Origin of the sequence: Xanthomonas sp. BRIP62409 (assembly GCF_003992965.1) — a bacterium.
GTDB classification, from domain to species: Bacteria; Pseudomonadota; Gammaproteobacteria; order Xanthomonadales; family Xanthomonadaceae; genus Xanthomonas; species Xanthomonas euroxanthea.
Map to the genome: position 1 here is coordinate 283,152 of NZ_QEZJ01000022.1, position 24,298 is coordinate 307,449.

At 66.0% G+C, this 24,298-nt stretch carries 23 protein-coding genes; all 23 read left to right on the plus strand.

Annotated features, from left to right (window positions below):
* The first annotated feature begins 2 nt into the window (after positions 1 to 2).
* A complete protein-coding gene (locus EO170_RS14145; RefSeq protein ID WP_104582691.1) occupies positions 3 to 1,043 on the plus strand; it encodes a ketoacyl-ACP synthase III in 1,041 nt (346 codons plus the stop codon).
* On the plus strand, positions 1,040 to 1,804 hold the full coding sequence (locus EO170_RS14150; RefSeq protein WP_126945782.1) for an SDR family oxidoreductase: 765 nt from the start codon (positions 1,040 to 1,042) through the stop codon (positions 1,802 to 1,804). The genes EO170_RS14145 and EO170_RS14150 overlap by 4 nt, the downstream gene beginning before the upstream one ends.
* Entirely contained in the window at positions 1,801 to 2,538 is a 738-nt protein-coding gene (locus EO170_RS14155) for an SDR family oxidoreductase (protein WP_126945785.1), read from the plus strand. The genes EO170_RS14150 and EO170_RS14155 overlap by 4 nt, the downstream gene beginning before the upstream one ends.
* On the plus strand, positions 2,535 to 3,179 hold the full coding sequence (locus EO170_RS14160) for a NeuD/PglB/VioB family sugar acetyltransferase (RefSeq protein WP_126945788.1): 645 nt from the start codon (positions 2,535 to 2,537) through the stop codon (positions 3,177 to 3,179). The genes EO170_RS14155 and EO170_RS14160 overlap by 4 nt, the downstream gene beginning before the upstream one ends.
* Positions 3,180 to 3,192: 13 nt before the next feature.
* A complete protein-coding gene (locus tag EO170_RS14165) occupies positions 3,193 to 4,338 on the plus strand; it encodes an aromatic ring-hydroxylating dioxygenase subunit alpha (RefSeq protein ID WP_126945791.1) in 1,146 nt (381 codons plus the stop codon).
* Positions 4,328 to 4,951, plus strand: coding sequence for a UDP-3-O-(3-hydroxymyristoyl)glucosamine N-acyltransferase (locus tag EO170_RS14170; RefSeq protein ID WP_126945794.1), 624 nt, complete (start codon positions 4,328 to 4,330; stop codon positions 4,949 to 4,951). Before EO170_RS14165 ends, EO170_RS14170 begins: the two co-directional genes overlap by 11 nt.
* Positions 4,948 to 6,471, plus strand: a complete 1,524-nt coding sequence (locus EO170_RS14175; RefSeq protein ID WP_126945796.1) for an FkbM family methyltransferase — start codon at positions 4,948 to 4,950, stop codon at positions 6,469 to 6,471. Before EO170_RS14170 ends, EO170_RS14175 begins: the two co-directional genes overlap by 4 nt.
* Positions 6,472 to 6,749: 278 nt before the next feature.
* On the plus strand, positions 6,750 to 8,024 hold the full coding sequence (locus tag EO170_RS14180) for a hypothetical protein (RefSeq protein WP_126945799.1): 1,275 nt from the start codon (positions 6,750 to 6,752) through the stop codon (positions 8,022 to 8,024).
* A 43-nt stretch (positions 8,025 to 8,067) separates the two neighbouring features.
* Positions 8,068 to 8,817, plus strand: a complete 750-nt coding sequence (locus EO170_RS14185; RefSeq protein WP_126945802.1) for a 3-deoxy-manno-octulosonate cytidylyltransferase — start codon at positions 8,068 to 8,070, stop codon at positions 8,815 to 8,817.
* Positions 8,814 to 9,581, plus strand: a complete 768-nt coding sequence (locus EO170_RS14190; protein ID WP_126945805.1) for an FkbM family methyltransferase — start codon at positions 8,814 to 8,816, stop codon at positions 9,579 to 9,581. Before EO170_RS14185 ends, EO170_RS14190 begins: the two co-directional genes overlap by 4 nt.
* 212 nt (positions 9,582 to 9,793) lie before the next feature.
* Entirely contained in the window at positions 9,794 to 13,303 is a 3,510-nt protein-coding gene (locus EO170_RS14195; protein ID WP_126945847.1) for a glycosyltransferase, read from the plus strand.
* 506 nt (positions 13,304 to 13,809) lie between these two features.
* The gene (fliE, locus tag EO170_RS14200; RefSeq protein WP_006449786.1) at positions 13,810 to 14,181 is read left to right on the plus strand and encodes a flagellar hook-basal body complex protein FliE; all 372 of its coding nucleotides are present in this window, start codon (positions 13,810 to 13,812) and stop codon (positions 14,179 to 14,181) included.
* A 13-nt stretch (positions 14,182 to 14,194) separates the two neighbouring features.
* On the plus strand, positions 14,195 to 15,925 hold the full coding sequence (gene fliF / locus EO170_RS14205; RefSeq protein WP_126945808.1) for a flagellar basal-body MS-ring/collar protein FliF: 1,731 nt from the start codon (positions 14,195 to 14,197) through the stop codon (positions 15,923 to 15,925).
* 10 nt (positions 15,926 to 15,935) lie between these two features.
* The gene (fliG, locus tag EO170_RS14210; protein ID WP_016904678.1) at positions 15,936 to 16,925 is read left to right on the plus strand and encodes a flagellar motor switch protein FliG; all 990 of its coding nucleotides are present in this window, start codon (positions 15,936 to 15,938) and stop codon (positions 16,923 to 16,925) included.
* The gene (locus tag EO170_RS14215; RefSeq protein WP_104582702.1) at positions 16,922 to 17,542 is read left to right on the plus strand and encodes a FliH/SctL family protein; all 621 of its coding nucleotides are present in this window, start codon (positions 16,922 to 16,924) and stop codon (positions 17,540 to 17,542) included. Before fliG ends, EO170_RS14215 begins: the two co-directional genes overlap by 4 nt.
* Positions 17,539 to 18,921 (plus strand): flagellar protein export ATPase FliI, encoded by a 1,383-nt coding sequence (gene fliI / locus EO170_RS14220; RefSeq protein WP_104648693.1) that lies wholly within the window; start codon positions 17,539 to 17,541, stop codon positions 18,919 to 18,921. The genes EO170_RS14215 and fliI overlap by 4 nt, the downstream gene beginning before the upstream one ends.
* A gap of 3 nt (positions 18,922 to 18,924) precedes the next feature.
* Positions 18,925 to 19,380, plus strand: a complete 456-nt coding sequence (fliJ, locus tag EO170_RS14225; RefSeq protein ID WP_104582704.1) for a flagellar export protein FliJ — start codon at positions 18,925 to 18,927, stop codon at positions 19,378 to 19,380.
* On the plus strand, positions 19,377 to 20,648 hold the full coding sequence (locus EO170_RS14230) for a flagellar hook-length control protein FliK (RefSeq protein ID WP_126945811.1): 1,272 nt from the start codon (positions 19,377 to 19,379) through the stop codon (positions 20,646 to 20,648). The genes fliJ and EO170_RS14230 overlap by 4 nt, the downstream gene beginning before the upstream one ends.
* Positions 20,649 to 20,813: 165 nt before the next feature.
* Entirely contained in the window at positions 20,814 to 21,362 is a 549-nt protein-coding gene (locus EO170_RS14235; protein WP_180496968.1) for a flagellar basal body-associated FliL family protein, read from the plus strand.
* A 10-nt stretch (positions 21,363 to 21,372) separates the two neighbouring features.
* Positions 21,373 to 22,386, plus strand: coding sequence for a flagellar motor switch protein FliM (gene fliM, locus EO170_RS14240; RefSeq protein ID WP_104582707.1), 1,014 nt, complete (start codon positions 21,373 to 21,375; stop codon positions 22,384 to 22,386).
* Positions 22,383 to 22,721, plus strand: coding sequence for a flagellar motor switch protein FliN (gene fliN, locus EO170_RS14245; protein WP_104648690.1), 339 nt, complete (start codon positions 22,383 to 22,385; stop codon positions 22,719 to 22,721). The genes fliM and fliN overlap by 4 nt, the downstream gene beginning before the upstream one ends.
* Positions 22,718 to 23,125: a flagellar biosynthetic protein FliO gene (gene fliO / locus EO170_RS14250; protein WP_119128793.1), complete on the plus strand. Its 408-nt coding sequence runs from the start codon at positions 22,718 to 22,720 to the stop codon at positions 23,123 to 23,125. Before fliN ends, fliO begins: the two co-directional genes overlap by 4 nt.
* Before the next feature lies 1 nt (position 23,126).
* The gene (gene fliP, locus EO170_RS14255) at positions 23,127 to 23,972 is read left to right on the plus strand and encodes a flagellar type III secretion system pore protein FliP (protein WP_039521458.1); all 846 of its coding nucleotides are present in this window, start codon (positions 23,127 to 23,129) and stop codon (positions 23,970 to 23,972) included.
* Positions 23,973 to 24,298: the final 326 nt, after the last annotated feature.

Sequence of the window (24,298 nt, forward strand, 5' to 3'; positions counted from 1 at the left end):
GCATGCCGACCTCCACGCTGCACAACGTCCGCTTCGCCGGCATGGCGACCTGCGTGCCGAAGCGGGTCGTGTCCAATCTCACCGATTGCCGGCCGCAGATCCGCTCCGAGCGCGAGCGGCTGGTGCGCAACATCGGCATCGAGACGCGCCGCATGGCGTCGGAGTGGCAGTGCTTTTCCGACATGGCCTTCGATGCGACGCAAGTGCTGCTGGAAAAGCTGCAGTGGAAGCGCGAGGAGATCGATGCGTTGATCGTGGTGACCCAGTCGCCGGATTATCCGATCCCGGCCACCGCGATCATCCTGCAGGACCGGCTGGGGCTGTCGCACGCCACGGTTGCCTTCGACGTCAACCTGGGTTGCTCGGCCTACCCGTTCGGCATCAACCTGCTCGGCTCGATGATCGCCGCCGGCGGCGTCAAAAAAGGGCTACTGTTGGTCGGTGACCGCAGTGCCACGCTGGAAGACCCGATCTTCTCCGATTCCGGCACCGCCACCGCGCTGGAATTCAGCGCCGACGCGCCGCCGATGCATTTCGACCTCAACAGCGATGGGAGCGGCTACAGGGCGATCATCCTGCCGGTGGGCGGCCACCGCGAACCGGTCGGCATCCAGCACTTGGTGCCGTACCGCGACGAGGCGGATGGTGCCTGGAAGCGTGGCGTGGACCTGATCCTGGACGGCGTGGCAGTGCTGAGCTTCTCTACCCAGCGCATCCCGCCGGCAGTGCAGAAGCTGCTTGAGTATGCGGGCGTGTCCAAGGAGGAGATCGATTACTTCGTGTTCCACCAGGCCAACCGCATGATCAATGAGACCATCCGCAAGAAGCTCGGCCTGCCGGTGGAAAAGGTGCCCTCGACGTTGCGCGACTTCGGCAATACCAGCGGCGCCTCGCTGCCGGTGACCATGACCGCACGCATCAACAAGGACCTGGAATCAGGGCGCAAGCGCGTGCTGCTATGCGGCTTCGGCATCGGGCTGTCGTGGGGCACCTGCCTGCTCGACATCGAAGGGGCCACTTTTCCAGATCTCATCGAATCGTGAGCATTGCTCCCGACCCCTTCGCGCTTGCCGGCAAACGCATCCTCGTCACCGGCGCTTCCTCGGGTATCGGCCGCCAGATCGCGATTTCCTGCGCCGAGCTGGGTGCCCAGCTGGTGATCAACGGACGTGACCGTGTGCGGTTGACGTCGACCCTGGAGGCGTTGCCAGGCGACGGCCACATGGCAATCGCGGCAGACCTGGACCGGCAGGAGGACATCGACCGTCTGGTCGCCGAGGTCGGCGTGTTGGACGGGATGGCACATGCGGCCGGGATCTCCCGGCTGGTGCCGCTGCGCCTGGTCAACCGGGCGCATCTGGACACCATCTTCTCCAGCAACACGTTCGCACCGATGCTGCTGACACGCGGCCTGCTGGCAAAGAAGCGCATCGCCGCAAACGGCTCGCTGGTGTTCGTCGCTTCGGTCGCTTCGCACATCGGGCCAATGGCGAGCAGCGCGTACGCGGCCAGCAAGAGTGCCCTGCTCGGCATGATGAGATCGCTGGCGCAGGAAGTTGCCAAGAACGGTATCCGTGCCAACTGTATCGCCCCGGGCTACGTGCGCACACCGCTGCTGGACGGCCTGCAGGGCAGCGGCGGCAACATGGAAGGGCTGTTCGAACTGACACCGCTGGGTATGGGCGAGCCGGAGGATGTCGCTTACGCCGCCACGTTCCTGCTGGCCGATGCGAGCCGCTGGATCACGCGTACCTATTTCGTGGTGGACGGCGGCCTCACGGTGCCGATGGATATCTACGCATGACTACACCGGCACGCACTGCGTTCTCGCTTGAGGGCAAGACGATCCTGGTGACGGGAGCGTCGTCGGGGCTCGGCCGGCAGATCGCCATTGCCTGCGCACAGCGAGGCGCCCGCATCATCCTGGCCGGCCGCGACACGGACCGCCTCGCGCAGACCCAGGCGCAGTTGCAGGGCACGGGCCATGTCGGCGTGCTCGGCGACCTGACCAGCGCCGCCGACCGCGAGGCGCTGGTTGTCTCGGCAGGCGCGACGGTGCATGGCGTGGTGCACTGCGCGGGCATGCAGAAGCATTGCCCGATCCGGCAGCTGACCGAGGCGGCGATGACCGAGATGTACACGGTCAATTTCCTCGCTCCGGTAATGCTGACGCAGCGCCTGCTGCAGGCAAACGCCATCGCCCCGCAGGGCTCGATCGTGTTCATGCTGTCCACTGCCGCGCACCTTGGCACGCGCGGCGTGGGGCCGTATTCGGCGATGAAGGCCGGCCTGATCGGCATCATCAAGTGCCTGGCGCTCGAACAGGCAAAGCGCAGGATCCGGGTCAACGGCATTTCCCCCTCGGCCGTGGTCACGCCGATGTGGGGCGCCGCCCAACTCGAGGCGCAGAAGGCGCGGCATCCGCTGGGCCTGGGCGAGCCGCAGGACGTCGCCAACGCCGCGATCTACCTGCTGGCCGACGCCAGCCGCTGGGTCACCGGGACCAGTCTGGTCATGGACGGCGGCTCGATCCTATGACCCATCCGGTCTTGATCATCGGTGCCGGCGGATGGGGTCGCGAGGTCTTGGCGCAGATGCAGGGCGATCCGGCGTGCGGAACGCAGTGGCGTCCGGTGGGCTTTCTCGACACGCGCCCGCAGATGCTGGACGGCCACGGCTGCGATCTGGCCATCGTCGGCAGCCCGCTCGCGTACCAGCCGCGGGACGAAGAGCGCTTCGTCTGCGCGATCGGCGATCCGCATGCGCGCCAGCGCTATGCGCAGCCGCTGCTGGCGCAAGGCGCGCAATTCATTCCGGTCCTCACCGGTGCATTCCTGAGCCCGCGCGTGCGCATCGGCCACGGCTGCTTCCTGTGCCATCGCGTACAGCTCAGCCCCGACGTGTGGCTGGGCGACTTCGCCAATGTGCATGCCAACACCATGCTTGGGCACGACGTCCATGTCGGTGACTACGCGCAGATCGGTGCGATGACCTTCATCGGCGGCGGCGCGCGGATCGGTGAGCGCGCCATCGTGCACCCGCACGCCACCATCCTGCCCGGCATCCACATTGGCGTCGGCGCCGTGGTCGGTGCCGGCGCGGTGGTGGTCAAGGACGTGCCGGCCGGCGCCAGCGTGTTCGGCAACCCGGCCCGGGTCATCTACCACAAGGATTCCTGAGGAAGCCGCGCCGATGCGATCGCGAATGCGCCCAAGCTACTACCTGTCGACGGACATCTTCGCCCGCGAACAGCGCAAGATCTTTCGCAAGGCCTGGTTGTTTGCCGGGCTGAAGACGCTGCTGCCCGACAACAACTGCTTCATCACCCGCAGGCTCGCTGGCATTCCGGTGCTGATCCAGAACTTCCAGGGCCGCCTGCGCGCGTTCGAGAACGTCTGCCTGCACCGCAGCGCGCTGCTGCAGACCACTGCGGTGGGAAAGCGCCCGTTGGTCTGTCCCTACCATGCATGGAAGTACGACGCAGACGGTCGGGTTGAGAACATCCCCGAATGCGCGGCTGTGTATGGCTTCGACGAGGAAGAAAGACGCGGCCTGAAATTGCGGGAGTTCGCCCTGCGCGAGGTGGGCAACCTGCTGTTCGTCAACCTCGATCCCGACCCGATGCCGATCGAGGAACAGTTTTCGGCAGACTTCATCGCCTTGCTGGAAAGCAGTTCCAATGCCTATGACACCGAGGTCATGGTGACCACGTGGCGTGGCCGGTACAACTGGAAACTCGCTTACGAAAATCTTCGCGATGCCAATCACCCGCGCTTCGTCCACCCCAAGACACTGTCCAAGAGCGTCAGCTTCACTCCCGAGGTAAACGAGGAACAAGCCAGGGAGTCCATGGAAGCGTTGCGAGACAGCTCGCCCGCTGCCTTGAGGCGTGAGATGCGCCGCTTCAGTTTCGGCGGCCCGGAAGCCGCCATCCCCAGCCTTCAGCATTTTGGCTGGCACGAGAAAGTGGAACGCTGGGGCAAGCAGGACGCCTACTTCAACTGGCTTGCCTTCCCAAACCTGCATATCGCCAGTGCTAACGGCGGCTATTCCTTCACCCTGGAACACCACATTCCCGTCGCGCCGGACCAGACCGACCTGGAAATCTACTGGTTTAGCGCACGCAGGAAACAGCCTTACGGTTCCTCCAGCCAAGTGCTACTGGCACAGATGCACGGCAGCAAGGTGGTGGTAGGCGAAGACGTGGACATTATGGAGCGGGTGCAGGCGGCCTTGCACACAGACGCTCCGCTACCTACCCAGGGAGCCTATGAATCCATGAATCGCCTGGTCGAACGCTGGTACACGACGCTGATGGAGACCGAACATGAAATCTAGGTGGATCATCGGCAGCAGCGACTACCTCGACCTGGCCTTTCATGCCTGGAAGCAGACGCGGCAGGACGAGACGGTCATCAGGGTCGACATGCCACAAGACGCGGGACACGAGTTCGATCTTGGCGTGCTGGATGGGCTGAATCCGACCGAAGGGGCCATGTTTGTGGCTTTCGACGAACGCTTCGGCAACTTCAAGCGCATGGAATTGATGCAGGCAGCAATGGAACGTGGCTTCAAGCTGGAGCCCTTCATCCACCCCAGCGCAACCATCGGCGCTGACACGGTCATCGGACTCAACGCATTCGTGGGTGCCCATGCCGTCGTCGGGCACGGGTGCAGGATCGACTACAACACCGTCATCCATGCCGGCGCGCACCTCGGACCGGCATGCCGCGTCAAATCGTCATGCTGGATAGAGAACGGTGTGCACGTCGGCGCGGGCGTCGAGATCGGCGGCAATAGCATCCTGCGGACTGGCGCCATCGTGCGCGGTGGCGTCAAGGTGGGACGAAGCTGCGAACTTGGCTGGCCGCGCGTCTACTGCGAGGACGTACCTGCCAAGACCTATTTCGACGCCCGCTACGACGCCCCTATTCACACCTACGAGAGATGACGTTCATGAGCTCAAGAAATGAGCAGCTTCGCCAACAGATTCTCCGAATTGCGGAGCAGGAGCGCCCCGTACTCGAAGATGTCATCGCGCGCCTGCCCGCGATTGCCGGCCGCCCTGCATTCCTCATCGCTCCCGAGTCCTATGCTGGCGTGGTGCATGGCCCCAGCGTCGTTGCCGACCTGCGCCATGTGGTTGCCGCGATTGATGACCAAAGCATCCACCTGGACCGCATTCACGGCGCACCGCGCTGGAGTAGTCAGGAATTCCTTGCCAAGGCAGGGCAGTACGCCGATGCGATCGCTATCGATTTCTCTTGCAGCCCGCGCGGTCGGGCGTTTGCAAATGACCTCTGTACCAGCGCGGGCATCGAGCAACTGAGCATTGCGCCTTGCCTGGATCCGCTGATCCCACGCTTCGAGCAACGCCCCCTCTTTCTGCTCCATCCGCGCTCGGGCATTGGCGAGATTTATGGCCCAAAAATCGTCCAGCGCTCCAGCCATGTCATTGCCGCCGTCGATGACCAGCCAAGCGACAGCGACACCGTTCATGGCGTGCCGCGTTGGAGCTCGCGCCAGTTCATTGAACAAGCGGCCCAGCATCCCCAGGCATTGGCCATCGACTTTTCCTACAGCCCTGCAGAATCGGGCCTTGCCCGCAAGCTCTGCGAACAAGCAGGCATTGAAAGGGTGGATGCCTGCCTGGCCGTTGCGCACTGTGGGCTGCCCGCCGTATACGAGCCTGCCCGGGTATACCGTCAGCGGACGCTTGCGCGCCTGGACGAATTCCTGCGTCTTGCCGATCGACTGGACGACGATCTCAGCGTCTTTACGCTCTACAGCAACCTGTTGTTCCGCCTGACCTACAACTCCAGCCTCCTGTTGGATTGCTGGGCGACGCCGATCAACGAGTACTTTTCAACATACGCCGATAGCAGCACATTCCAGCTGGGTCGGCGTGAACATTTCTGCGATGGCGGTGCCTTCCAGGGCCCCATCGTGCACAAGTTTCTGGAAGCATCCCGCCATCATTATGAAAGCATCACCGCCTTTGAACCCGATAGCATCAACTTCCAGAAATTGGAGGGCATCGCCAGCACCCTCCCCCTTCCCCCGCATAACTTCAGGGCCATAAAGAAAGCCATCTCCAACGAACAGACGACGCTGCGCTTCGAGCAGACCGGCACCGTTTCCAGCCATGTATCGCCAAATGGCGGAATCTCCGTGGCTACGACACGCCTGGACGACGAGCTGGAAAAGCTCACCCTACTGAAGTTGGACATCGAAGGGTTCGAGGCCAGGGCACTGGAAGGCGCATCTCACCTCATCCGTACCCAGCGCCCCCGCATGGCCATCTGTGTATACCACTACGCCCAGGATCTGCTGGATATCGTGGAGCAACTGGACAAACTGGTCGATGGCTATCACTTCCGTCTACGCCAGCACTCTCCCGGCCACTACTACGACCTCGTTTTGTATGCATCGCCCGTGGCCGGTGCCGCACCGCCGCCCTGGGCGGAGTAAGCCCGGGGAAACTCACGACTTGAGAGATGGAGCGATGACTGACGCCCGCAACGCGGGGGGCTTAAAAAATCGTCGCGATGTGCGCGGCCCGCTTTGTCCGACGATGACCGCCTACGCCGCATCCGTCAGGCGCCCAGCGCCATGTCGCCGACTCGATCGTGACATGGCGCTGGATGATCGCAATCGCAATCGGCGCGATGCTGCTCGACGAAGAACAACAGCATCTCCGAATTCAATGACACTGATAAGACCAGCAAAGTACATAAGGAAGCCCTGTCATGGCGTTAGCAGTCGGCTCGATCGAGCGAGCCACGATCAAATATCCAGGACTGAATCTGCGCAGCACCAAGTTGATCGGCTGGGGGGCAGGACAGTTTTTCCGTGATTTCTATCCAGCCATCGCCCAGCAGTTGAACTTGCAGTACACCATCTGCCCGCGGCCGGAGAATCAGGGCACAACTGTCCATGGCCTGCCGGTCAGACCACCTTCGGCACTGGAGGAGGAATCGGTCGATGATGTGCTGATCGTCATCTTCTCCAATCACGCCGCAGAGGTGATGAACCAGATTGCAAAGGCACATGGCCGTTTCCGCACGGTACGTGCCGTCGAATACGGCCAGGGCAGCGTTGCACTGTTGCAGGAATTGCAGGATTTCTCGCGCCTGTTGCCCGAGCTGCAACTGTCGCGACAACTGACCAAGCCGGATACCGGCATCTTCGTGCAGGGGCTAGCGTTCGACTTTACGCCCCTGGTGCTGGCCTGGAATCGTCTGCGTTTCCCTTGGGCGTACCAGTGCATGGTGACCTGGGACCACCAACCAAGTGCGCTACTGGACCGCTGCAGGCCCTGGCTGGATAAGCTGATTCTGGTGCCTCAGCCGGACAATCTGGGCCTGCACTACCGCAATGCGGTGCTGCGTTCCGCACGTCTGGGCGTGGAGCATTTGGCCGAGCAAGGCATCGCGTTTGCGGTGCGTTGCCGTAGCGACAACGTGCTGACCGGCTCAACGCACGACGCCATCAATGTCCATTTCAGAGGCAAACGCAATCAAGGAAAAATCGCAATTTCTTTGGGAGCAGGGTTTCGAAACATCCCGTTCCTGTTCACCGAGAAAGCCATGCTTGGCAGGACGCAGGACATGCTGGCATTGTGGTCGATGCCAGAGGATCCGCGACCGGCGAATTATGCGGACGACGAGTTTTCTCCAATGAACGAACTTGCACCCGATCGGCATTTTCAACAGCTGAGCCAATACGCCTTCGAATCGTCGTTGTGGAAGAGCTACGCACGCCAGCTCGGATTTCCGGCCGAGACCCTGGTCGATAGCTACCGTTTTGCAAAGTCCCGTCTGCTGGCATTGGAGCCACAGATGAGCTGGACGTCATTGAAGCTCGTGTCGTTGTTCAATGTAGCACGCGACAACAGCTACGGTTTCTCGACGGACTTGTGGAACCGGCTGTTCACTGACACCGATGCGGTACTTGAGGCTGCCGAGGCAGTCAGCCGGCTGGAGCTCAACTCCACCGATTTTTGGCAAGGCAGAGTTGGCTGAGCCGCCCTCGCCACTCAACGCCATCGGTTGCCAGGAGGCTTCTATGACTTACGCCATCATCATCCCCGCGCGACGCGACTCTTCGCGCCTGCCCGGAAAACCGTTGATCGAACTGGGCGGTGTGCCCATGATCGTGCGCACCTATCAGCAATGCGCCAAGGCGGCGCCGGCCGAGCAGATTCTGGTCGCCACCGACTGCGATGTGATTCAACGTACCTGCGAGCAGGCCGGCATCCGCACCTTGCTGACCTCCAGTGCCTGCCTGACCGGCACCGATCGCGTTGCCGAAGTTGCACAACAGCTCGACGTGGACACCTACATCAATGTGCAGGGTGACGATCCGCTATTCAATCCACAAGACCTACGCCTGCTGATAGACGCTGCGACAGCAGCGCCGGGTGATGTGATCAACGGTTACTGCCCGGTCGCCAACATCGACGAGTTCCGTAATCCAAGCGTGCCCAAAGTGGTCGTTCGCCCGGATGGGCGTTTGCTGTACATGTCGCGCGCGGCAATCCCGGTCACCAAGCAAGGCGAGTTCCGGCACGCCTGGCGGCAGGTCTGCGCCTATGCGTTTCCCAGGCAGGCATTGCAGGCGTTTGCATCGGTGTCTTGCAAGACGCCCCTGGAAGAAATCGAGGATATCGAGATCCTGCGCTTTCTCGAACTGGGCTTCGAAGTGCGCATGGTGCAGATGAGCAACCAGTCGATCGCGGTGGATACGCCGGCTGATGTAATGCGGGTGGAAGCGGCACTGCGCATGATGCAGCTCGGCGAGCAGAACGCGCCATGAGCCAGGATAAGACGTCCGACACGCAGCCCGGCATGCATTCGCCCATCTGCGGCACATCCGATCTCAGAAACCAGGCGCATGCCCAGGCGTATTCGCCACGTCGCTTCTTCGACCAGTTACTGAAGACCGACGCGCCGGTGGTGCTGGACGTGGGTGCGCATCGCGGCGAGTCGATCCGGCACTTCAAGTCGATCTATCCGGATTGCCAGATGTATTCGTTCGAGCCAGATCCGCAGAATTTTGCCGAGCTGGAAAAAGTGGCTGCACAGTTCGGCACGACCACCATGTGCGTTGCATTGGGCGAGAAAGAAGAAGTCGGTCATTACTACCGGCAGAGTATCTCGCACCTGGGCGGGTTGCTGCCGATCAACGCGGATTCCACCGACTCGCTCGGCTATGCGCGGCAGGCGACGAATGAGGAAATTGTGGTCAGCAAGACCACCCTCGACAATGCCTGCGTCTTGCTGGGGATCGCCCAGGTACATATTCTCAAGATCGATGTGCAGGGGTTCGAGCGACAGGTGCTGGAGGGTGCAACTGCGATCCTGCAGCACACCGACTGCGCAGTGATCGAGATCGGCCTTTACGATTTCTACGGCAAGACCAACAGCTTCGTCGACGTGGTCAACCTGATGCAGGCGGCCGGCTTTTCGTTGTGGGACATCGCCAAACTGTCGAAGAACCCAAAGAGCTTGCGTACCGATTGGATCGAGGTGGTGTATCGCAAAGACTCAGCACAACCGCGAGATCGTCCTCAGCCCTAAGGGCGACTGCGTGCCGCTGCCGGTCAGGTTGCCACTGCACCACCGACGGCACGCTTATTGCATGACCGGCTAGGTTGAACCCCACCCAGGTGCGCTATCTACCGGCGCACGATGGGGCGCTCCGCCCTCCCCCGTTCCGCGCCTTGGATCCACCTGTGACTGTTCAAGCCAATCGATCGCCGATGACGCCCAACGCCCTGGTGAGCATCGTCATGCCGGCCTACAAGCCGCGCTATGTCGCGCAGGCGCTGGACAGCGTGCTGGCGCAGACCTACACGGCGTTGGAGCTGGTGATCTGCGACGACAATGGCGATGGCGCGATTGAGGCTGTGCTGGCGCCGCGCCTGGCGAGCGCTCCCTTCCCGATCCGCTACCACCGCAATCCGGCGCGACTGGGCGAACTCGGCAGCACCATCAAGGGCATCGGCCTGGCGCAAGGCGAGTACGTCAAGTTCCTGCATGACGACGATGTGCTGCAGCCGGACTGCATTGCGCAATTGGTGTCGGCGATGGAGCGCAACCCCGGCACCGCGCTGGCGTCCTCGCGCCGGCTGCGGATCGACGATGACGGTGCGCCGTTGCCCGACATCCTGGCCACCAGCTTTCCGTTCGGCGAGGACGTGCTGATCGACGGGCCGGAGCTGGTGTCGTTCCTGGCCGACCATGCCATCAACTTCATCGGCGAGCCGAGTTGCGTGCTTGCACGGCGCGCCGAACTGGCGGCGCTGGGTGGCGAGCTGATGATGTTGAATGGCAAGGCCATCCACTGGGTGGGCGACCTGGCGATCTACGTCAAGCTGCTGCGTCACGGCAACCTGGCCTTGCTGTCCAGCCCGCTCACGCATTTTCGCGTGTCCAGCGCGCAGTTCAGTCAGGCCGGCCGCGATCAGGTCGGGGTCGGCGACCAGGGCCACGAAGATCTGCGCCAGGGCATCCGCCAGTTGGGCTGGCGGCGCGAGAGTGGCGACAACCGCCAGGTGCGCGTCGCCCCGCTCAGCCCGCACAAGGCACGCGTGTTCAAGTCGGTGGACCTGGTCAATGCGTTGATGCAGAGCGCGGGGTTGGCCGAGCGCGTGTCGCCGGCCACCTGGTTGGGGGTGCGTCATCCCAGCACCGTGCAGCGCGCCTTGATCGATGCGCGTTTGCAGGCGCATGCGGGCGGCCCGCAGATCGCAGTGATAGTGGTCGACAGCGACGGCGACGCGGCAGCGGTGGCCGCAACCCAGGCCAGCCTGGCAGCGGTGGCGTGTTATCCGAATCAGCAGACCTGGGTGCTCAGCAGCTCCCCGCAGCAGGCCGCCGAGCACGGCGAGCGCGGTGTGCTGGTCGGCCCGGACGGGCTGGTGTCCACGCTCAACCGGACCATCGCCGCACAACAGTCCATCGACTGGGTACTGCTGGTCGAGGCCGGCAGCCTGTTCACCGCCAGCGGCCTGCTGGTCGTGGCGCTGGAGATGCTTGCGCTGCCGGACACGTGTCAGGCCATCTACGCCGATGAAGTGGTCGCGTTGGATGGTGGCCAGCTGGGGCTGGCGATGCGGCCGGGGCTATACCTGGACATGTTGCTGAGTGCGCCGTCGACGGTGTCGCGGCACTGGCTGTTCCGGCACCCCACGCTGGTTGCCGATGGCGGTTTTCCAGCTGGAACGGGCGACGCCTTCGAACTGGATTACCAACTGGGGCTGGTCGAACGCTACGGCCTGGCCTGCATCCAGCACATCGCCGAACCCTTGCTGGTGGCATCGGCCAGCACGCGGCATGGCGACGAAGACCAGCAGCGCGCCATCAGCCGCCATCTTGCCGCGCGCGGATACGTGGACGCGGTGGTGGAAAGCAACGGCCCCGGCCGGCACGCGGTGGATTACCGCCATGCACAGCAGCCGCTGGTCAGCATTCTGGTACTGGTGGATGGCCGCCTGGCGCAGCTGCAGCGCTGCCTGGAAAGCGTGCTCGCCAATACCGGCTACCCGCATTACGAGCTGCTGTTGCTGGATCGCGGCGACAGCGCCGAGCCGGCCCTGCGCGACTGGCTGGCGGGCATCGACAACCTTGGCCTGCAGCAGATCCGCGTGCTGCGCTTCGACGGTGCGCCCTCGCGCGAGGCGGCCTGCAATGCTGCGGCCGGGCAGGCGCGTGGGGAGCTGCTGTTGTGGCTGGCAGCGGGCGCCGCGGCGATCAAGGCCGATTGGCTGGCGCAGCTGCTCAACCACGCGCTGCGCCCGGAGGTCGGCGCGGTGGCCGCCAAGCTGCTGCGCGGTGATGGCACCGTGCATCACGCCGGCTTGCTGCTGGGCCTGGGGGCACCGGCAGCACGCGCGTTCGAAGGTGCCGCGTTCGACGACTCCGGCTATCTGCAACGCCTGCAGCTGGATCAGAACTACAGCGCGCTCAGTGCCGAATGCCTGATGCTGCCGCGCCAGCTGTTCCTGGACGCCGGCGGCTTTGCGCAGGAGCCGGCGCTGGCGCAATGGAGCGATGTCGATCTGTGCCTGCGCCTGCAGCAGGCAGGCTATCTCAATGTCTACGCCGCGCGCGCGCAGCTGCTGATCGATCCTCCCGACGCAACGCCCGCCACCGCACTCGACGAAGAAGCGATGTATGCGCGCTGGCTACCGGTGATGGCCAACGACCCGGCCTACAACCCGGGCTTCTCGCTGGATCCCGGCGCCGGCTTCCAGCTGGCCGACCCGCGCGCCAGTTGGCGGCCATTGCAGTCGTGGCGACCGCTGCCGACGATGATCGCGCTGCCCGCCGATGTCGAAGGCTGCGGCCACTATCGGGTGATCCAGCCGCTGCGCGCCCTGCGCGAGGCCGGCATGGTCGAAGGCGTGCTGTTCAACGGCTATCTGGAGATCAGCGAGCTGGCGCGTCAGGATCCCGACGTGGTGATCCTGCAACGCCAGGTCGGCGAACCGCGACTGGAAGCGATGCGACGGATGCAGGCGCTGTCGCGCGCGTTCAAGGTCTATGAGCTGGACGACTATCTGCCCAACCTGCCGCTGAAGAATGCGCATCGCGAGCACATGCCCAAGGACATCCTCAAGACAGTGCGGCGTGGGCTGGGCATGGTGGACCGCTTCGTGGTGTCCACCCAGGCGCTGGCCGAGGCATTCGCCGGCTTGCACAGCGACATCCGCGTGGCCGAGAACCGCCTGCCGCCGCATTGGTGGGAACACCTGCCCGCGCGCTCCGACCGTAAGGAACGCCAGGGCGGCAAGCCGCGCATCGGCTGGGCCGGCGGCGCCAGCCACACCGGCGACCTGGAACTGATCGCCGATGTGGTGCGCGAGCTGGCCGACGAGGTCGAATGGGTGTTCATGGGGATGTACCCGTTCGCGCTGCGCCAGCACATCCATCAGTTCCAGCCCGGCGTGCCGATCGACCACTACCCGGCCGCACTGGCGGCGCTGGATCTGGACCTGGCGCTGGCGCCGGTGGAACAAAACCTGTTCAACGAGTGCAAGAGCAATCTGCGCCTGCTGGAGTACGGCGCCTGCGGCTACCCGGTCATCGCCAGCGACGTGCGCTGCTACCAGGGCGGCCTGCCGGTGACCCTGGTGAAGAACCGCTACCGCGACTGGATCGGCGCGATCCGTGAGCATTTGGCCGACCCGGCCGCTTCGGCGGCAAAAGGCGCGGCATTGCGTGACGTGGTGCGCCGCGACTGGATGTTGCGTGGCAGCAACCTGGACACCTGGCGGGCGGCCTGGTTGCCCGACTAGCGCGGGCACGCCGCCTCAGCGTTCTCCCGCTTGCGGTAGAACGGATGCCTGGCTGCGTGTGAGCTGTCGGTTGCACTGCAACTGGTCGCCTGCCGGCTCCCTTCCCCCGCGTGCGGGGGAAGGTGCCCAAAGGGCGGATGGGGGCGTGCGACCACACGCCAGTCCGCGCGTTGCCATGCATGCAGCGGCGTGGCAATTGACAGTGCCGCCCTCATCCGGCGCTACGCGCCACCTTCTCCCGCCCGCGGGAGAAGGGAAAGCATTGGCTGCGCGTGACGGGGGAAGGGAAAGCATTGGCTGCGCGTGATCTGTCCGCGCACTGCAGCTGACCACCATCGGCTCCCTTCCCCCGCGTGCGGGGGAAGGTGCCCGAAGGGCGGATGGGGGCCGGAATCGCTGCGACGCGATCACCACAGACACCTCAGGAGCGCCCCGCGCCGGAATCCCGGCGCAGTTTCGGCACGCCGCTTGCATTGGTGTGGATGCCTCCCTGGCTGACCGCACCCATGAGCGACTCCGTTACCTCCATCCTCTCGCAGATCCGCAGCTACCAGACGCAGATGGGCCAAGGCCCGATGGGCGCGGTGGGCGATGCGGCGCGCGGCAACCAGATCCAGGGGCTGGCCGGCACGCAGGGAACGCCGGCCACCCAGGCGCCGAGCTTCAGCGAGACCTTGCGCGGCGCCATCGGCGGCGTGAACGAGGCCCAGCAGAAGTCCGGCGCCTTGGCCAAGGCCTTCGAAATGGGCGACCCCAGCGCCGATCTGGCACGGGTCATGGTCGCCTCCCAGCAGTCCCAGGTGGCCTTCCGCGCCACCGTGGAAGTCCGCAACCGTCTCGTCCAGGCTTATCAGGACGTCATGAACATGCCGCTGTAAGGGTTGACGACACATGGCACTCGCGATCACCAAAGAAAACATGAACCAGAACGCCGAAAAGGCGGGGCAATGGTTCGACCGTGTCCGCAGCCTGCAGATCACCCGCAAGCTGACCATGATGGCGATGATCGCCGTGGCGGTGGCGGCCGGTCTGGCGGTGTTCTTCTGGTCGCAGAAACCCGGTTACCAGTCGCTGTACACCGGCCTGGACGACAAGGGAAATGCCGAAGCGGCCGACCTGCTGCGCACCGCGCAGATCCCGTTCAAGATCGACCAGGACACCGGTGCCATCTCGGTGCCGCAGGACCGTCTGTACGACGCCCGCCTGAAGCTGGCCGGCTCCGGCCTGACCGGCAAGGAAACCGGCGGCGGCTTCGAGCTGATGGAAAAGGACCCGGGCTTCGGCGTCAGCCAGTTCGTCGAAAACGCCCGCTACCAGCACGCCCTAGAAACCGAGTTGTCGCGCACCATCGGCACCCTGCGCCCGGTGCGCGAAGCCCGCGTGCACCTGGCCATTCCCAAGCCCAGCGCCTTCACCCGCCAGCGTGATGTGGCCAGCGCCTCGGTGGTGCTGGAGCTGCGCGGCGGCCAGGGCCTGGAACGCAACCAGGTCGACGCCATCGTCAACCTGGTCGCCTCCAGCATCCCGGACATGACCCCCGAGCGCGTCACCGTGGTCGACCAGAGCGGCCGCATGCTCTCCATCGCCGATCCCAACAGCGACGCCGCCCAGCACGCCGCCCAGTTCGAACAGGTGCGTCGCCAGGAAAGCTCCTACAACCAGCGTATCCGCGAGCTGCTCGAGCCGATGACCGGCCCGGGCCGGGTCAACCCGGAAGTCAGCGTGGACATGGACTTCTCGGTGGTCGAGGAAGCCCGCGAGCTCTACAACGGCGAGCCGGCCAAGCTGCGCAGCGAGCAGGTCAGCGACACCAGCACCAGCGCCACCGGCCCGCAGGGCCCGCCGGGCGCCACCAGCAACAGCCCCGGCCAGCCGCCGGCGCCGGCCGCAAACGCCACTGCCGGCGCACCGGGCACCCCGGCCGCTGCCAATGGCCAGGCCGCCGCAGCGGCCGCGCCGACCGAAAGTTCCAAGAGCGCCACCCGCAATTACGAATTGGACCGGACCTTGCAACACACCCGCCAGCCGGCCGGCCGCATCAAGCGGGTGTCGGTGGCGGTGCTGCTGGACAACGTCCCGCGCCCCGGTGCCAAGGGCAAGATGGTCGAGCAGCCGCTGACGGCCGCCGAGCTCACCCGCATCGAGGGCCTGGTCAAGCAGGCGGTGGGCTTCGACGCGGCCCGTGGCGACACGGTGTCGGTGATGAACGCCCCGTTCGTGCGCGAAGCGGTGGCCGGCGAGGAAGGTCCGAAGTGGTGGGAAGACCCGCGCGTGCAGAACGGTCTGCGCCTGCTGGTCGGTGCGGTGGTGGTGCTGGCGCTGCTGTTCGGCGTGGTGCGCCCCACCCTGCGCCAGCTCACCGGCGTGGCCGCGATCAAGGAAAAGCAGGCCAAGGGCGGCAACGATGGCACTCCGCAGAGCGCCGACGTGCGGATGGTCGACGATGACGACCTGATGCCGCGCCTGGAAGAGGACACCGCCCAGCTCGGTCAGGACCGCAAGACCCCGATCGCGCTGCCGGACGCCTACGAAGAACGCATGCGCCTCGCACGCGAAGCAGTCAAAGCCGATTCAAAACGTGTCGCACAAGTCGTGAAGGGATGGGTCGCCAGTGAAGCCTGATACACCACCGATGACCGGCGTACAGCGCGCCGCCGTGCTGCTGCTGTCGCTCGGGGAAAGCGACGCCGCCGAAGTGCTCAAGCACATGGACCCCAAGGAGGTGCAGAAGATCGGCATCGCCATGGCCACCATGACCGGCATCTCGCGCGACCAGGTCGAGAAGGTCATGGACGAGTTCAACGGCGAACTGGCCGGCAAGACCTCGCTGGGCGTGGGCGCCGACGACTACATCCGCAACGTGCTGATCCAGGCGCTGGGCGCCGACAAGGCCGGTGGCCTGATCGACCGCATCCTGCTCGGCCGCAACACCACCGGCCTGGACACCCTGAAGTGGATGGACCCGCGCGCGGTGGCCGACCTGGTGCGCAACGAGCACCCGCAGATCATCGCCATCGTCATGGCGCATCTGGACAGCGACCAGGCCGCCGAGGCCCTGAAGCTGCTGCCCGAGCGCACCCGCGCCGACGTGCTGCTGCGCATCGCCACCCTGGACGGCATCCCGCCCAATGCGCTGAGCGAGCTCAACGACATCATGGAGCGCCAGTTTTCCGGCAACCAGAACCTCAAGTCGTCCAACGTGGGCGGCATCAAGGTGGCCGCCAACATCCTCAACTTCCTGGACACCGGCGCCGACCAGGGCGTACTGGGCGAGATCGGCAAGATCGACGCCGACCTGGCCGGCAAGATCCAGGACCTGATGTTCGTGTTCGACAACCTGGTGGACCTGGACGACCGCGGCCTGCAGACGCTGCTGCGCGAAGTCTCCGGCGAGCGCCTGGGGCTGGCCCTGCGCGGCGCCGACGTCAAGGTGCGCGAGAAGATCACCCGCAACATGTCCCAGCGCGCGGCCGAGATCCTGCTCGAGGACATGGAAGCGCGCGGCCCGGTGCGCCTTGCCGACGTGGAAGCGGCGCAGAAGGAAATCCTCACCATCGTCCGCCGCCTGGCTGACGAAGGCGCCATCAGCCTGGGCGGTGCCGGTGCGGAGGCGATGGTATGACCGACATCGTCACCCGCTGGCTGGCCCCCGACCTGCACCTGGAGCCGGCCCCGCCGGAGCCGGAATTCGACGAACCGGCGGTGTACGAGCCGGTGCTGCGTCCGCCGACCCTGGAAGAGATCCAGGCCATCGAAGACGCCGCCCAGCAGGAAGGCTTTGCGCGCGGGCATGCCGACGGCTTTGCCCAGGGCCAGTCGGAGGTGCGCCGCCTGACCGCGCAGATCGACGGCATCCTGGACAACTTCACCCGCCCGCTGGCGCGGCTGGAGAACGAAGTGGTCGGCGCGCTCGGCGAGCTGGCCGTGCGCATCGCCGGTTCGCTGGTCGGGCGTGCCTATCAGGCCGACCCGCAGCTGCTGGCCGAGCTGGTGCACGAGGCCATCGACGCAGTCGGCGGGGCCGGCCGCGAAGTGGAAGTGCGCCTGCACCCGGACGACATCACCGCGCTGCTGCCGCATCTGGCGCCCAGCAGCACCACCCGCGTGGCCCCGGACCTGAGCCTGAGCCGCGGCGACCTGCGCGTGCACGCCGAAAGCGTGCGCGTGGACGGAACACTGGATGCGCGCCTGCGGGCCGCGCTGGAGACGGTCATGCGCAAATCCGGAGCGGGCCTGTGAGCGACCTGTTGGGCACCACCCCGGCCCCGGCCGACTGGCTGGACGCGCGCAACCTGCGCCTGGCCACCCGCCTGGGCGGCCTCGGGCTGGAACCCACGGCCGGGCGCACCCTGATCCGCGAAGGCATCCTGCGTCGCGCGGTCGGCCTGACCCTGGAAGCCACCGGCTGCGAGGCGCCGATGGGCGCCACCTGCAAGGTCGAGGTCGACGGCGGCTGGGTCGATGCCGAAGTGGTCGGCTTCGCCGGCGAACGTACCTACCTGATGCCCAGCGCCGAACTGCATGGCCTGCTGCCGAACGCCCGCGTGGTGCCCTCGCGGCGCCGCGGGGGCGTGGAAGTGGGCGAAGGCCTGCTCGGCCGCGTCATCGACAGCGACGGCACCCCGCTGGACGGCAAGGGCCCGATCCGCGGCGAAGGCAGCGTCAGCATGGCTGGCGTGTCGATCAACCCGCTGGCGCGCGAGCCGATCACCACCTCATTGGATGTCGGCGTGCGCGCGATCAACGCGCTGCTGCCGATCGGCCGCGGCCAGCGCGTGGGCCTGTTCGCCGGCTCCGGTGTCGGTAAATCGACACTGCTGGGCATGATGACCCGCTTCACCTCGGCCGACGTGATCGTGGTCGGGCTGATCGGCGAACGTGGCCGCGAAGTGCGCGACTTCGTCGAAACCACCCTGGGCGAAGAAGGCCTGCGCCGCGCCGTGGTCGTGGCCGCCCCGGCCGACCGCCCGCCGTTGGCGCGCCTGCATGGCGCCTACCGCGCCACCGCCATTGCCGAATGGTTCCGCGACCAGGGCCTGAACGTGCTGCTGCTGATGGACTCGCTGACCCGTTTCGCCCAGGCGCAGCGCGAGATCGGCCTGTCGGTCGGCGAGCCGCCGACCACCCGCGGCTACCCGCCGTCGGTGTTCGCCAAATTGCCGGCGCTGGTCGAACGGGCCGGCAACGGCGCCAAGGGGCGCGGCTCGATCACCGCCTTCTACACCGTGCTGACCGAAGGCGACGACCCGCAGGACCCGATCGCCGACGCCGCGCGCGCCATTCTCGACGGCCACATCCTGCTCTCGCGCCGGGTTGCCGACAGCGGCCTGTACCCGGCCATCGACGTCGAATCCTCGGTCAGCCGTGTGGTGCAGGACATCGCCGACGACACCTGGCGCCTGCGCATCCGCAAGCTCAAGCGGTTGCTGTCGGCCTACACGGCCAACCGCGACCTGATCGCCATTGGTGCCTACCAGCGCGGCAGCGATCCGGCCACCGACGAAGCATTGGCGCGCTGGCCGGAGATCGTCGAATTCCTCGGCCAGGACGTCCACCGGGCCGCCGACCTGCCCGACAGCCTGTCCGCGTTGCAGCGGCTGGTCGAACCCGAGAACTAATCCATGATGCAATCCAAACGGATCGACCCGCTGCTGCGCCGCGCCCAGGAACAGGAAGACAAGGTGGCGCGCGACCTGGCCGAGCGTCAGCGCGCCCTGGACACCCACCAGTCGCGCCTGGAAGAGCTGCGCCGCTACGCCGAGGAATACGCCAACAGCCACATGGCCGGCACCAGCGCCGCTGCACTGAGCAACCGCCGCGCCTTCCTGGACCGGCTCGACAGCGCCGTGCTGCAGCAGGCGCAGACGGTGGAAAACAACCGCAACAAGGTGGAAGCCGAGCGCACCCGGCTGCTGCTGGCCAGCCGCGAGAAGCAGGTGCTGGAACAGCTGGCCGCCAGCTACCGCGCGCAGGAGAACAAGGTGATCGAACGCCGCGACCAGCGTGAGATGGACGACCTCGGCGCGCGTCGTTCGCGCCTGGCCCGCAGCGAAGATACCCACGGAGAATCCGCATGAACCCCTTGTCCGCCTTTGCAGCCGGCCTCGGCGCCCTCGCTAGCACCGGGAAGAAATCCAGCTACAGCGATCCCTCGTCCGAGCCGGACGCCGGCCAGGACCAGTTCGCGCGCATGCTCAACCCGGCCAACACGCCGAACCAGGCCCCGCCGCAGGCGCCCGAGCGCGTGCCGGCCAAGCAGGCCGCGCCCAAGCCCAACCAGCCCGACAGGCAGCGCAGCGACGACGACCACGGCGACGATGCGCCCGGCGATGCCACCGCACGCCCGCGCGCGCAGGACGGCGATGCCAAGGCCGGCGCCAAGGAACCGGCTGCCGCCGATGGCAGCAGCGCCGCCGGCTCCGCCAAGACCGGCAAGCCCACAACCAACGACGAAGACGCGCCAGCCGACGCGGCGACCGCCACCGACCCCAGCTGGCCACCGCCGGGCCTGGGCGGTTTCGGCATGGGCCTGCTGACGCAGGCGCTGCCCGGTGGCGATGTACTCGCCGCCGCAGCCGCGGCACTGGCGGCCGGCGTGACCGCCGCCGCCGGCACCACGCCGACCGCAACCGCGCTGCCGACCGATGCAGCCGCATCCGCTGCACCCACGACCGCCGGCACCGCCCTGCCCGCGTTGGGCGCGCTGGCACCGGCTGCCGCCGCGGGCGCCAAGCCCACGTCCGTCACCGCCTTGAGCGGCGACGCCCAGACGGCCGCGCTGATGAGCATGGCGACCAAGGCGCTGGACCCGGCCACCGACGACAGCGCCGGCCCGGCCGCGCCGGACGCCCCGGCGTTCGTGCTGCCGACCACCACGACGGCCGCGCTCGGCCGCCTGCAGGAGCCGGCGCCGGTGTTCAGCGCCTCGCCCACCCCGACCCCGGACATGGGCAGCGACAGCTTCGACGACGCCATCGGCGCGCGCATGAGCTGGCTGGCCGACCAGAAGATCGGCCATGCGCATATCAAGGTGACCCCGAACGAGATGGGTCCGGTCGAGGTGCGGCTGCATCTGGACGGCGACAAGGTCAATGCCAGCTTCAGCTCCGCCAATGCCGACGTGCGCCAGGCGCTGGAGCAGAGCCTGCCGCGCCTGCGCGAAATGCTCGGGCAGAACGGTTTCCAGCTCGGCCAGGCCGATGTCGGCCAGCAACAGCAGAGCCAGTCCGGCAACCGCAACGGTGGCGGCAGCGACGGCAACGGCCTCAGCCTGGACGACAGCCCGCCCGTCGGAATTCCGTCGGTGGTGCTACGCCAGCGTGGATTGCTGGACGCCTACGCCTGAGCCCGCGCGCCGGAAACGCCCCGGCGCGACCGAAAACCGCGTGTCGCCACGTGCCGGCACCGCCTACCCACCCTCGCAGCGCAAGGCTTGCGGGGGTTTTGCCGTTGAACCTGCACGTGCGCCAGGAAACCGTCGCGCCATTGGCATGCCAATTGCATCCATTGGGTGAGCATTCCCCTGGAGCAGACTGTGGCAGCCGCTGAAAAACCCAAGAAGACCGAAGACAAAGACGACAAGGGCGACAAGAAGAAGGGCGGCAAGAAACTTCTGCTGATCGCCGTCGGGGTCGTGGTGCTGGCCGCGGCCGGCGGCGGCGCCTGGTTCTTCTTCGGCCACAAGGGCGAGGAGAAAGGCGGCAAGCACGACGCGCCCAAGGTGGCCGAGGTGCCCAAGCCGGCGCAGTACTTCCCGATGGACCCGGCGATCGTGGTCAACCTGGCCGACCCCGGCGACGGCCCGCAGTACCTGCAGGTCGAAGTGCAGCTGGTCACCCGCGACCCGGAAGACCTCAAGCTGATCACCGAAAACGCCCCGGCCATCCGCGCGCATCTGCTGATGCTGCTGTCGCAGGTCAAGGCCGCCGATGTGGCCGACCTGGTCGGCAAGCAGAAGCTGCAGAAGGCGGCCCTGGCCGAAGCGCAGAAGGTCATGACCGGCGAGACCGGGAAGAAATGCGTCGAAGAACTGCTGTTCACCAGTTTCGTCACCCAGTAAGGCCTGCCCCATGAGCGTCAGCGATCTGCTTTCCCAGGACGAAATCGATGCCCTGCTGCATGGCGTGGATTCGGGTGCGGTCAACACCGAGCCGGAGCCGCTGCCCGGCGAGGCACGCCAGTACGACCTGTCCAGCCAGGACCGCATCATCCGTGGCCGCATGCCGACCCTGGAGATGGTCAACGAGCGCTTCGCGCGGCTGTGGCGCATCGGCCTGTTCAACCTGATCCGGCGCTCGGCCGACCTGTCGGTGCGCGGCATCGACCTGGTCAAGTTCAACGAGTACATGCACTCGCTGTATGTGCCCACCAACCTCAACCTGATCCGCTTCAAGCCGCTGCGCGGCACCGGCCTGATCGTGTTCGAACCCACGCTGGTGTTCACCGTGGTGGACAACTTCTTCGGCGGCGACGGCCGTTACCACACCCGTATCGAAGGCCGTGAATTCACCGCCACCGAGATGCGCGTGGTGCAGCTGATGCTCAAGCAGACCTTCGCCGACCTGAAGGAAGCCTGGGCGCCGGTGATGGAAGTGGACTTCGAGTACATCAACTCGGAGATCAACCCGCATTTCGCCAACATCGTCACCCCGCGCGAGTACGTGGTGGTGTGCCGCTTCCATGTCGAACTGGAAGGCGGCGGCGGCGAGATCCACATCACCCTGCCGTATTCGATGCTGGAGCCGATCCGCGAACTGCTCGATGCCGGCATCCAGAGCGACCGCAACGACCGCGACGACTCCTGGAACGTGATGCTGCGCGAGCAGCTGGACACCGCCGAGGTGACCCTGTCCAGCGTGCTGGCCAGCAAGCGCATGAGCCTGCGCCAGCTCACCGGCCTGAAGGTCGGCGACATCCTGCCGATCGACCTGCCCGCACAGGTGCCGCTGTGCGTGGAAGACATCCCGTTGTTCACCGGCGAATTCGGCGTTTCCAATGGCAACAACGCCGTCAAGATCACCGCCGTACGCCCGCCCGGCGTGCAAGCCCCACGCGCCGTTCCCTCCCAGGACTCCAGCAAATGATCAACTCCGACACCCTCGACGCCGCGCCCGCCACCTTCGACAGCCTGCAGGCCGAGCACGACAACAATGCCACCGACCTCAACCTGGACGTCATCCTGGACGTGCCGGTGACGCTGTCGCTGGAAGTGGGCCGCGCGCGCATCCCGATCCGCAACCTGCTGCAGCTCAACCAGGGCTCGGTGGTGGAGCTGGAGCGCGGCGCCGGCGAACCGCTGGACGTGTACGTCAACGGCACCCTGATCGCGCATGGCGAAGTGGTGGTCATCAACGACCGCTTCGGCATCCGCCTGACCGACGTGGTCAGCCCCAGCGAACGGATCCGGAGGCTGCGGTGATCGGCCTGCTGGCCGCTGCCGCGCCGGTCGCGGCCAAGGCCACCCAGGTCGGCGCGCAGGCGCCGTCCTCGCCCAGCCTGTTTGGCGCGGTCTTTGCATTGCTGCTGGTGCTCGCGCTGATCGTCGGCCTGGGCTGGTTGCTCAAGCGCATGCCCGGCAGCGGTTTCCGCAATACCGAGGGCCTGCGGTTGGTGACCAGCCTGGCGGTGGGTGCCAAGGAACGCGTGGTGGTGGTGGAGGTCAACGGCCAGCAATTGCTGCTGGGCGTCACCGCCGGCGGCATCAACACCTTGCACACCCTGTCCGAACCGCTGCCGTCCGCGCCCGCCCCCACCCTGCCCAACTTCAAGCAACTTCCCAATTTCGCCCAGCTGCTGGCACAGAAGCTGCGCAAGGACCCGTGACATGTTGAGTCGTTGGAATCGCTGGGGGCGTAGCCTCCGCCTGGTGCTGATCCTGCTGGTGATGAGCTGCCCGCTGCTGGCCGCGGCCACGCCTGCCGCATTGCCGGCCATGGCCCAGGCCGCCGCTCCCGCCGCAGCGCCGGCGGCCGCGCCAGCCGGTGCCAATCAGCTGCCGTCGTTGCCCAATGTCAGCGTCGGCCGCATCGGCGACCAGCCGGTGAGCCTGCCGCTGCAGACCCTGCTGCTGATGACGGCAATCACCCTGCTGCCGTCGATGCTGCTGGTGCTGACCGCCTTCACCCGCATCACCATCGTGCTGGGCCTGCTGCGCCAGGCACTGGGCACCGGCCAGACCCCGTCCAATCAGGTGCTGCTGGGGCTGTCGATGTTCCTGACCGCGCTGGTGATGATGCCGGTGTGGCAGAAGATGTGGGGCGCCGGGCTGTCGCCGTACCTCAACAACCAGATCGATTTCCAGACTGCCTGGACGCTGACCACCCAGCCGCTGCGCGCCTTCATGCTGGCGCAGATCCGCGAGACCGACTTGATGACCTTCGCCGGCATGGCTGGCGACGGCAAGTACGCCGGCCCGGACGCGGTGCCGTTCCCGGTGCTGGTGGCCTCGTTCGTGACCAGCGAGCTGAAGACCGCGTTCGAGATCGGCTTTCTGATCTTCATCCCGTTCGTGATCATCGATCTGGTGGTCGCCAGCGTGCTGATGTCGATGGGCATGATGATGCTGTCGCCGATGCTGATCTCGGCACCGTTCAAGATCCTGCTGTTCATCCTGGTGGACGGTTGGGTGCTGGTGGTCGGCACGTTGGCGGCGAGCTTCAACGCGTCGTAGCCGCGCGGTCTGCATGCGCGCCGCCCCGCCGGCGTGTCTACCCGGTTTGCCGGCGTCGGTGTGCAGTCCCAAGGCCGAGCAGCAAACGCCGACGCTACCGCAGAGCAAACAACGACCGCGATAGCCAGTGCAGCCAACAGCGCCCGAAGCGCACAGCTGCGCAATGCGCCAGCCGAACCACCCAACACGCGTGGCGAGGCGTCGCCTCGCACCCGCACCCCAACCCCTCTCCCGCTGGAGAGGGGCGAGCTTCTGCAGACAGCACCTTCGTCAGCCCATACCCGTCGCACAGCTCAAATCTCCACCCCCTATTCACACTCCCGCCT

Excerpts from the sequence above, each read along its gene's own strand:
- EO170_RS14230 (WP_126945811.1), top strand. The coding sequence starts at position 19,377 with ATGAACCCCTTGTCCGCCTTTGCAGCCGGCCTCGGCGCCCTCGCTAGC.
- fliP (WP_039521458.1), top strand. The coding sequence starts at position 23,127 with ATGTTGAGTCGTTGGAATCGCTGGGGGCGTAGCCTCCGCCTGGTGCTG.
- EO170_RS14190 (WP_126945805.1), top strand. The coding sequence starts at position 8,814 with ATGAGCCAGGATAAGACGTCCGACACGCAGCCCGGCATGCATTCGCCC.
- EO170_RS14215 (WP_104582702.1), top strand. The coding sequence starts at position 16,922 with ATGACCGACATCGTCACCCGCTGGCTGGCCCCCGACCTGCACCTGGAG.
- EO170_RS14160 (WP_126945788.1), top strand. The coding sequence starts at position 2,535 with ATGACCCATCCGGTCTTGATCATCGGTGCCGGCGGATGGGGTCGCGAG.
- EO170_RS14155 (WP_126945785.1), top strand. The coding sequence starts at position 1,801 with ATGACTACACCGGCACGCACTGCGTTCTCGCTTGAGGGCAAGACGATC.
- EO170_RS14165 (WP_126945791.1), top strand. The coding sequence starts at position 3,193 with ATGCGATCGCGAATGCGCCCAAGCTACTACCTGTCGACGGACATCTTC.
- fliJ (WP_104582704.1), top strand. The coding sequence starts at position 18,925 with ATGATGCAATCCAAACGGATCGACCCGCTGCTGCGCCGCGCCCAGGAA.
- EO170_RS14195 (WP_126945847.1), top strand. The coding sequence starts at position 9,794 with ATGCCGGCCTACAAGCCGCGCTATGTCGCGCAGGCGCTGGACAGCGTG.
- fliG (WP_016904678.1), top strand. The coding sequence starts at position 15,936 with ATGACCGGCGTACAGCGCGCCGCCGTGCTGCTGCTGTCGCTCGGGGAA.
- fliE (WP_006449786.1), top strand. The coding sequence starts at position 13,810 with ATGAGCGACTCCGTTACCTCCATCCTCTCGCAGATCCGCAGCTACCAG.
- fliN (WP_104648690.1), top strand. The coding sequence starts at position 22,383 with ATGATCAACTCCGACACCCTCGACGCCGCGCCCGCCACCTTCGACAGC.
- EO170_RS14170 (WP_126945794.1), top strand. The coding sequence starts at position 4,328 with ATGAAATCTAGGTGGATCATCGGCAGCAGCGACTACCTCGACCTGGCC.
- EO170_RS14175 (WP_126945796.1), top strand. The coding sequence starts at position 4,948 with ATGACGTTCATGAGCTCAAGAAATGAGCAGCTTCGCCAACAGATTCTC.
- EO170_RS14185 (WP_126945802.1), top strand. The coding sequence starts at position 8,068 with ATGACTTACGCCATCATCATCCCCGCGCGACGCGACTCTTCGCGCCTG.
- EO170_RS14145 (WP_104582691.1), top strand. The coding sequence starts at position 3 with ATGCCGACCTCCACGCTGCACAACGTCCGCTTCGCCGGCATGGCGACC.
- fliF (WP_126945808.1), top strand. The coding sequence starts at position 14,195 with ATGGCACTCGCGATCACCAAAGAAAACATGAACCAGAACGCCGAAAAG.
- fliM (WP_104582707.1), top strand. The coding sequence starts at position 21,373 with ATGAGCGTCAGCGATCTGCTTTCCCAGGACGAAATCGATGCCCTGCTG.
- EO170_RS14180 (WP_126945799.1), top strand. The coding sequence starts at position 6,750 with ATGGCGTTAGCAGTCGGCTCGATCGAGCGAGCCACGATCAAATATCCA.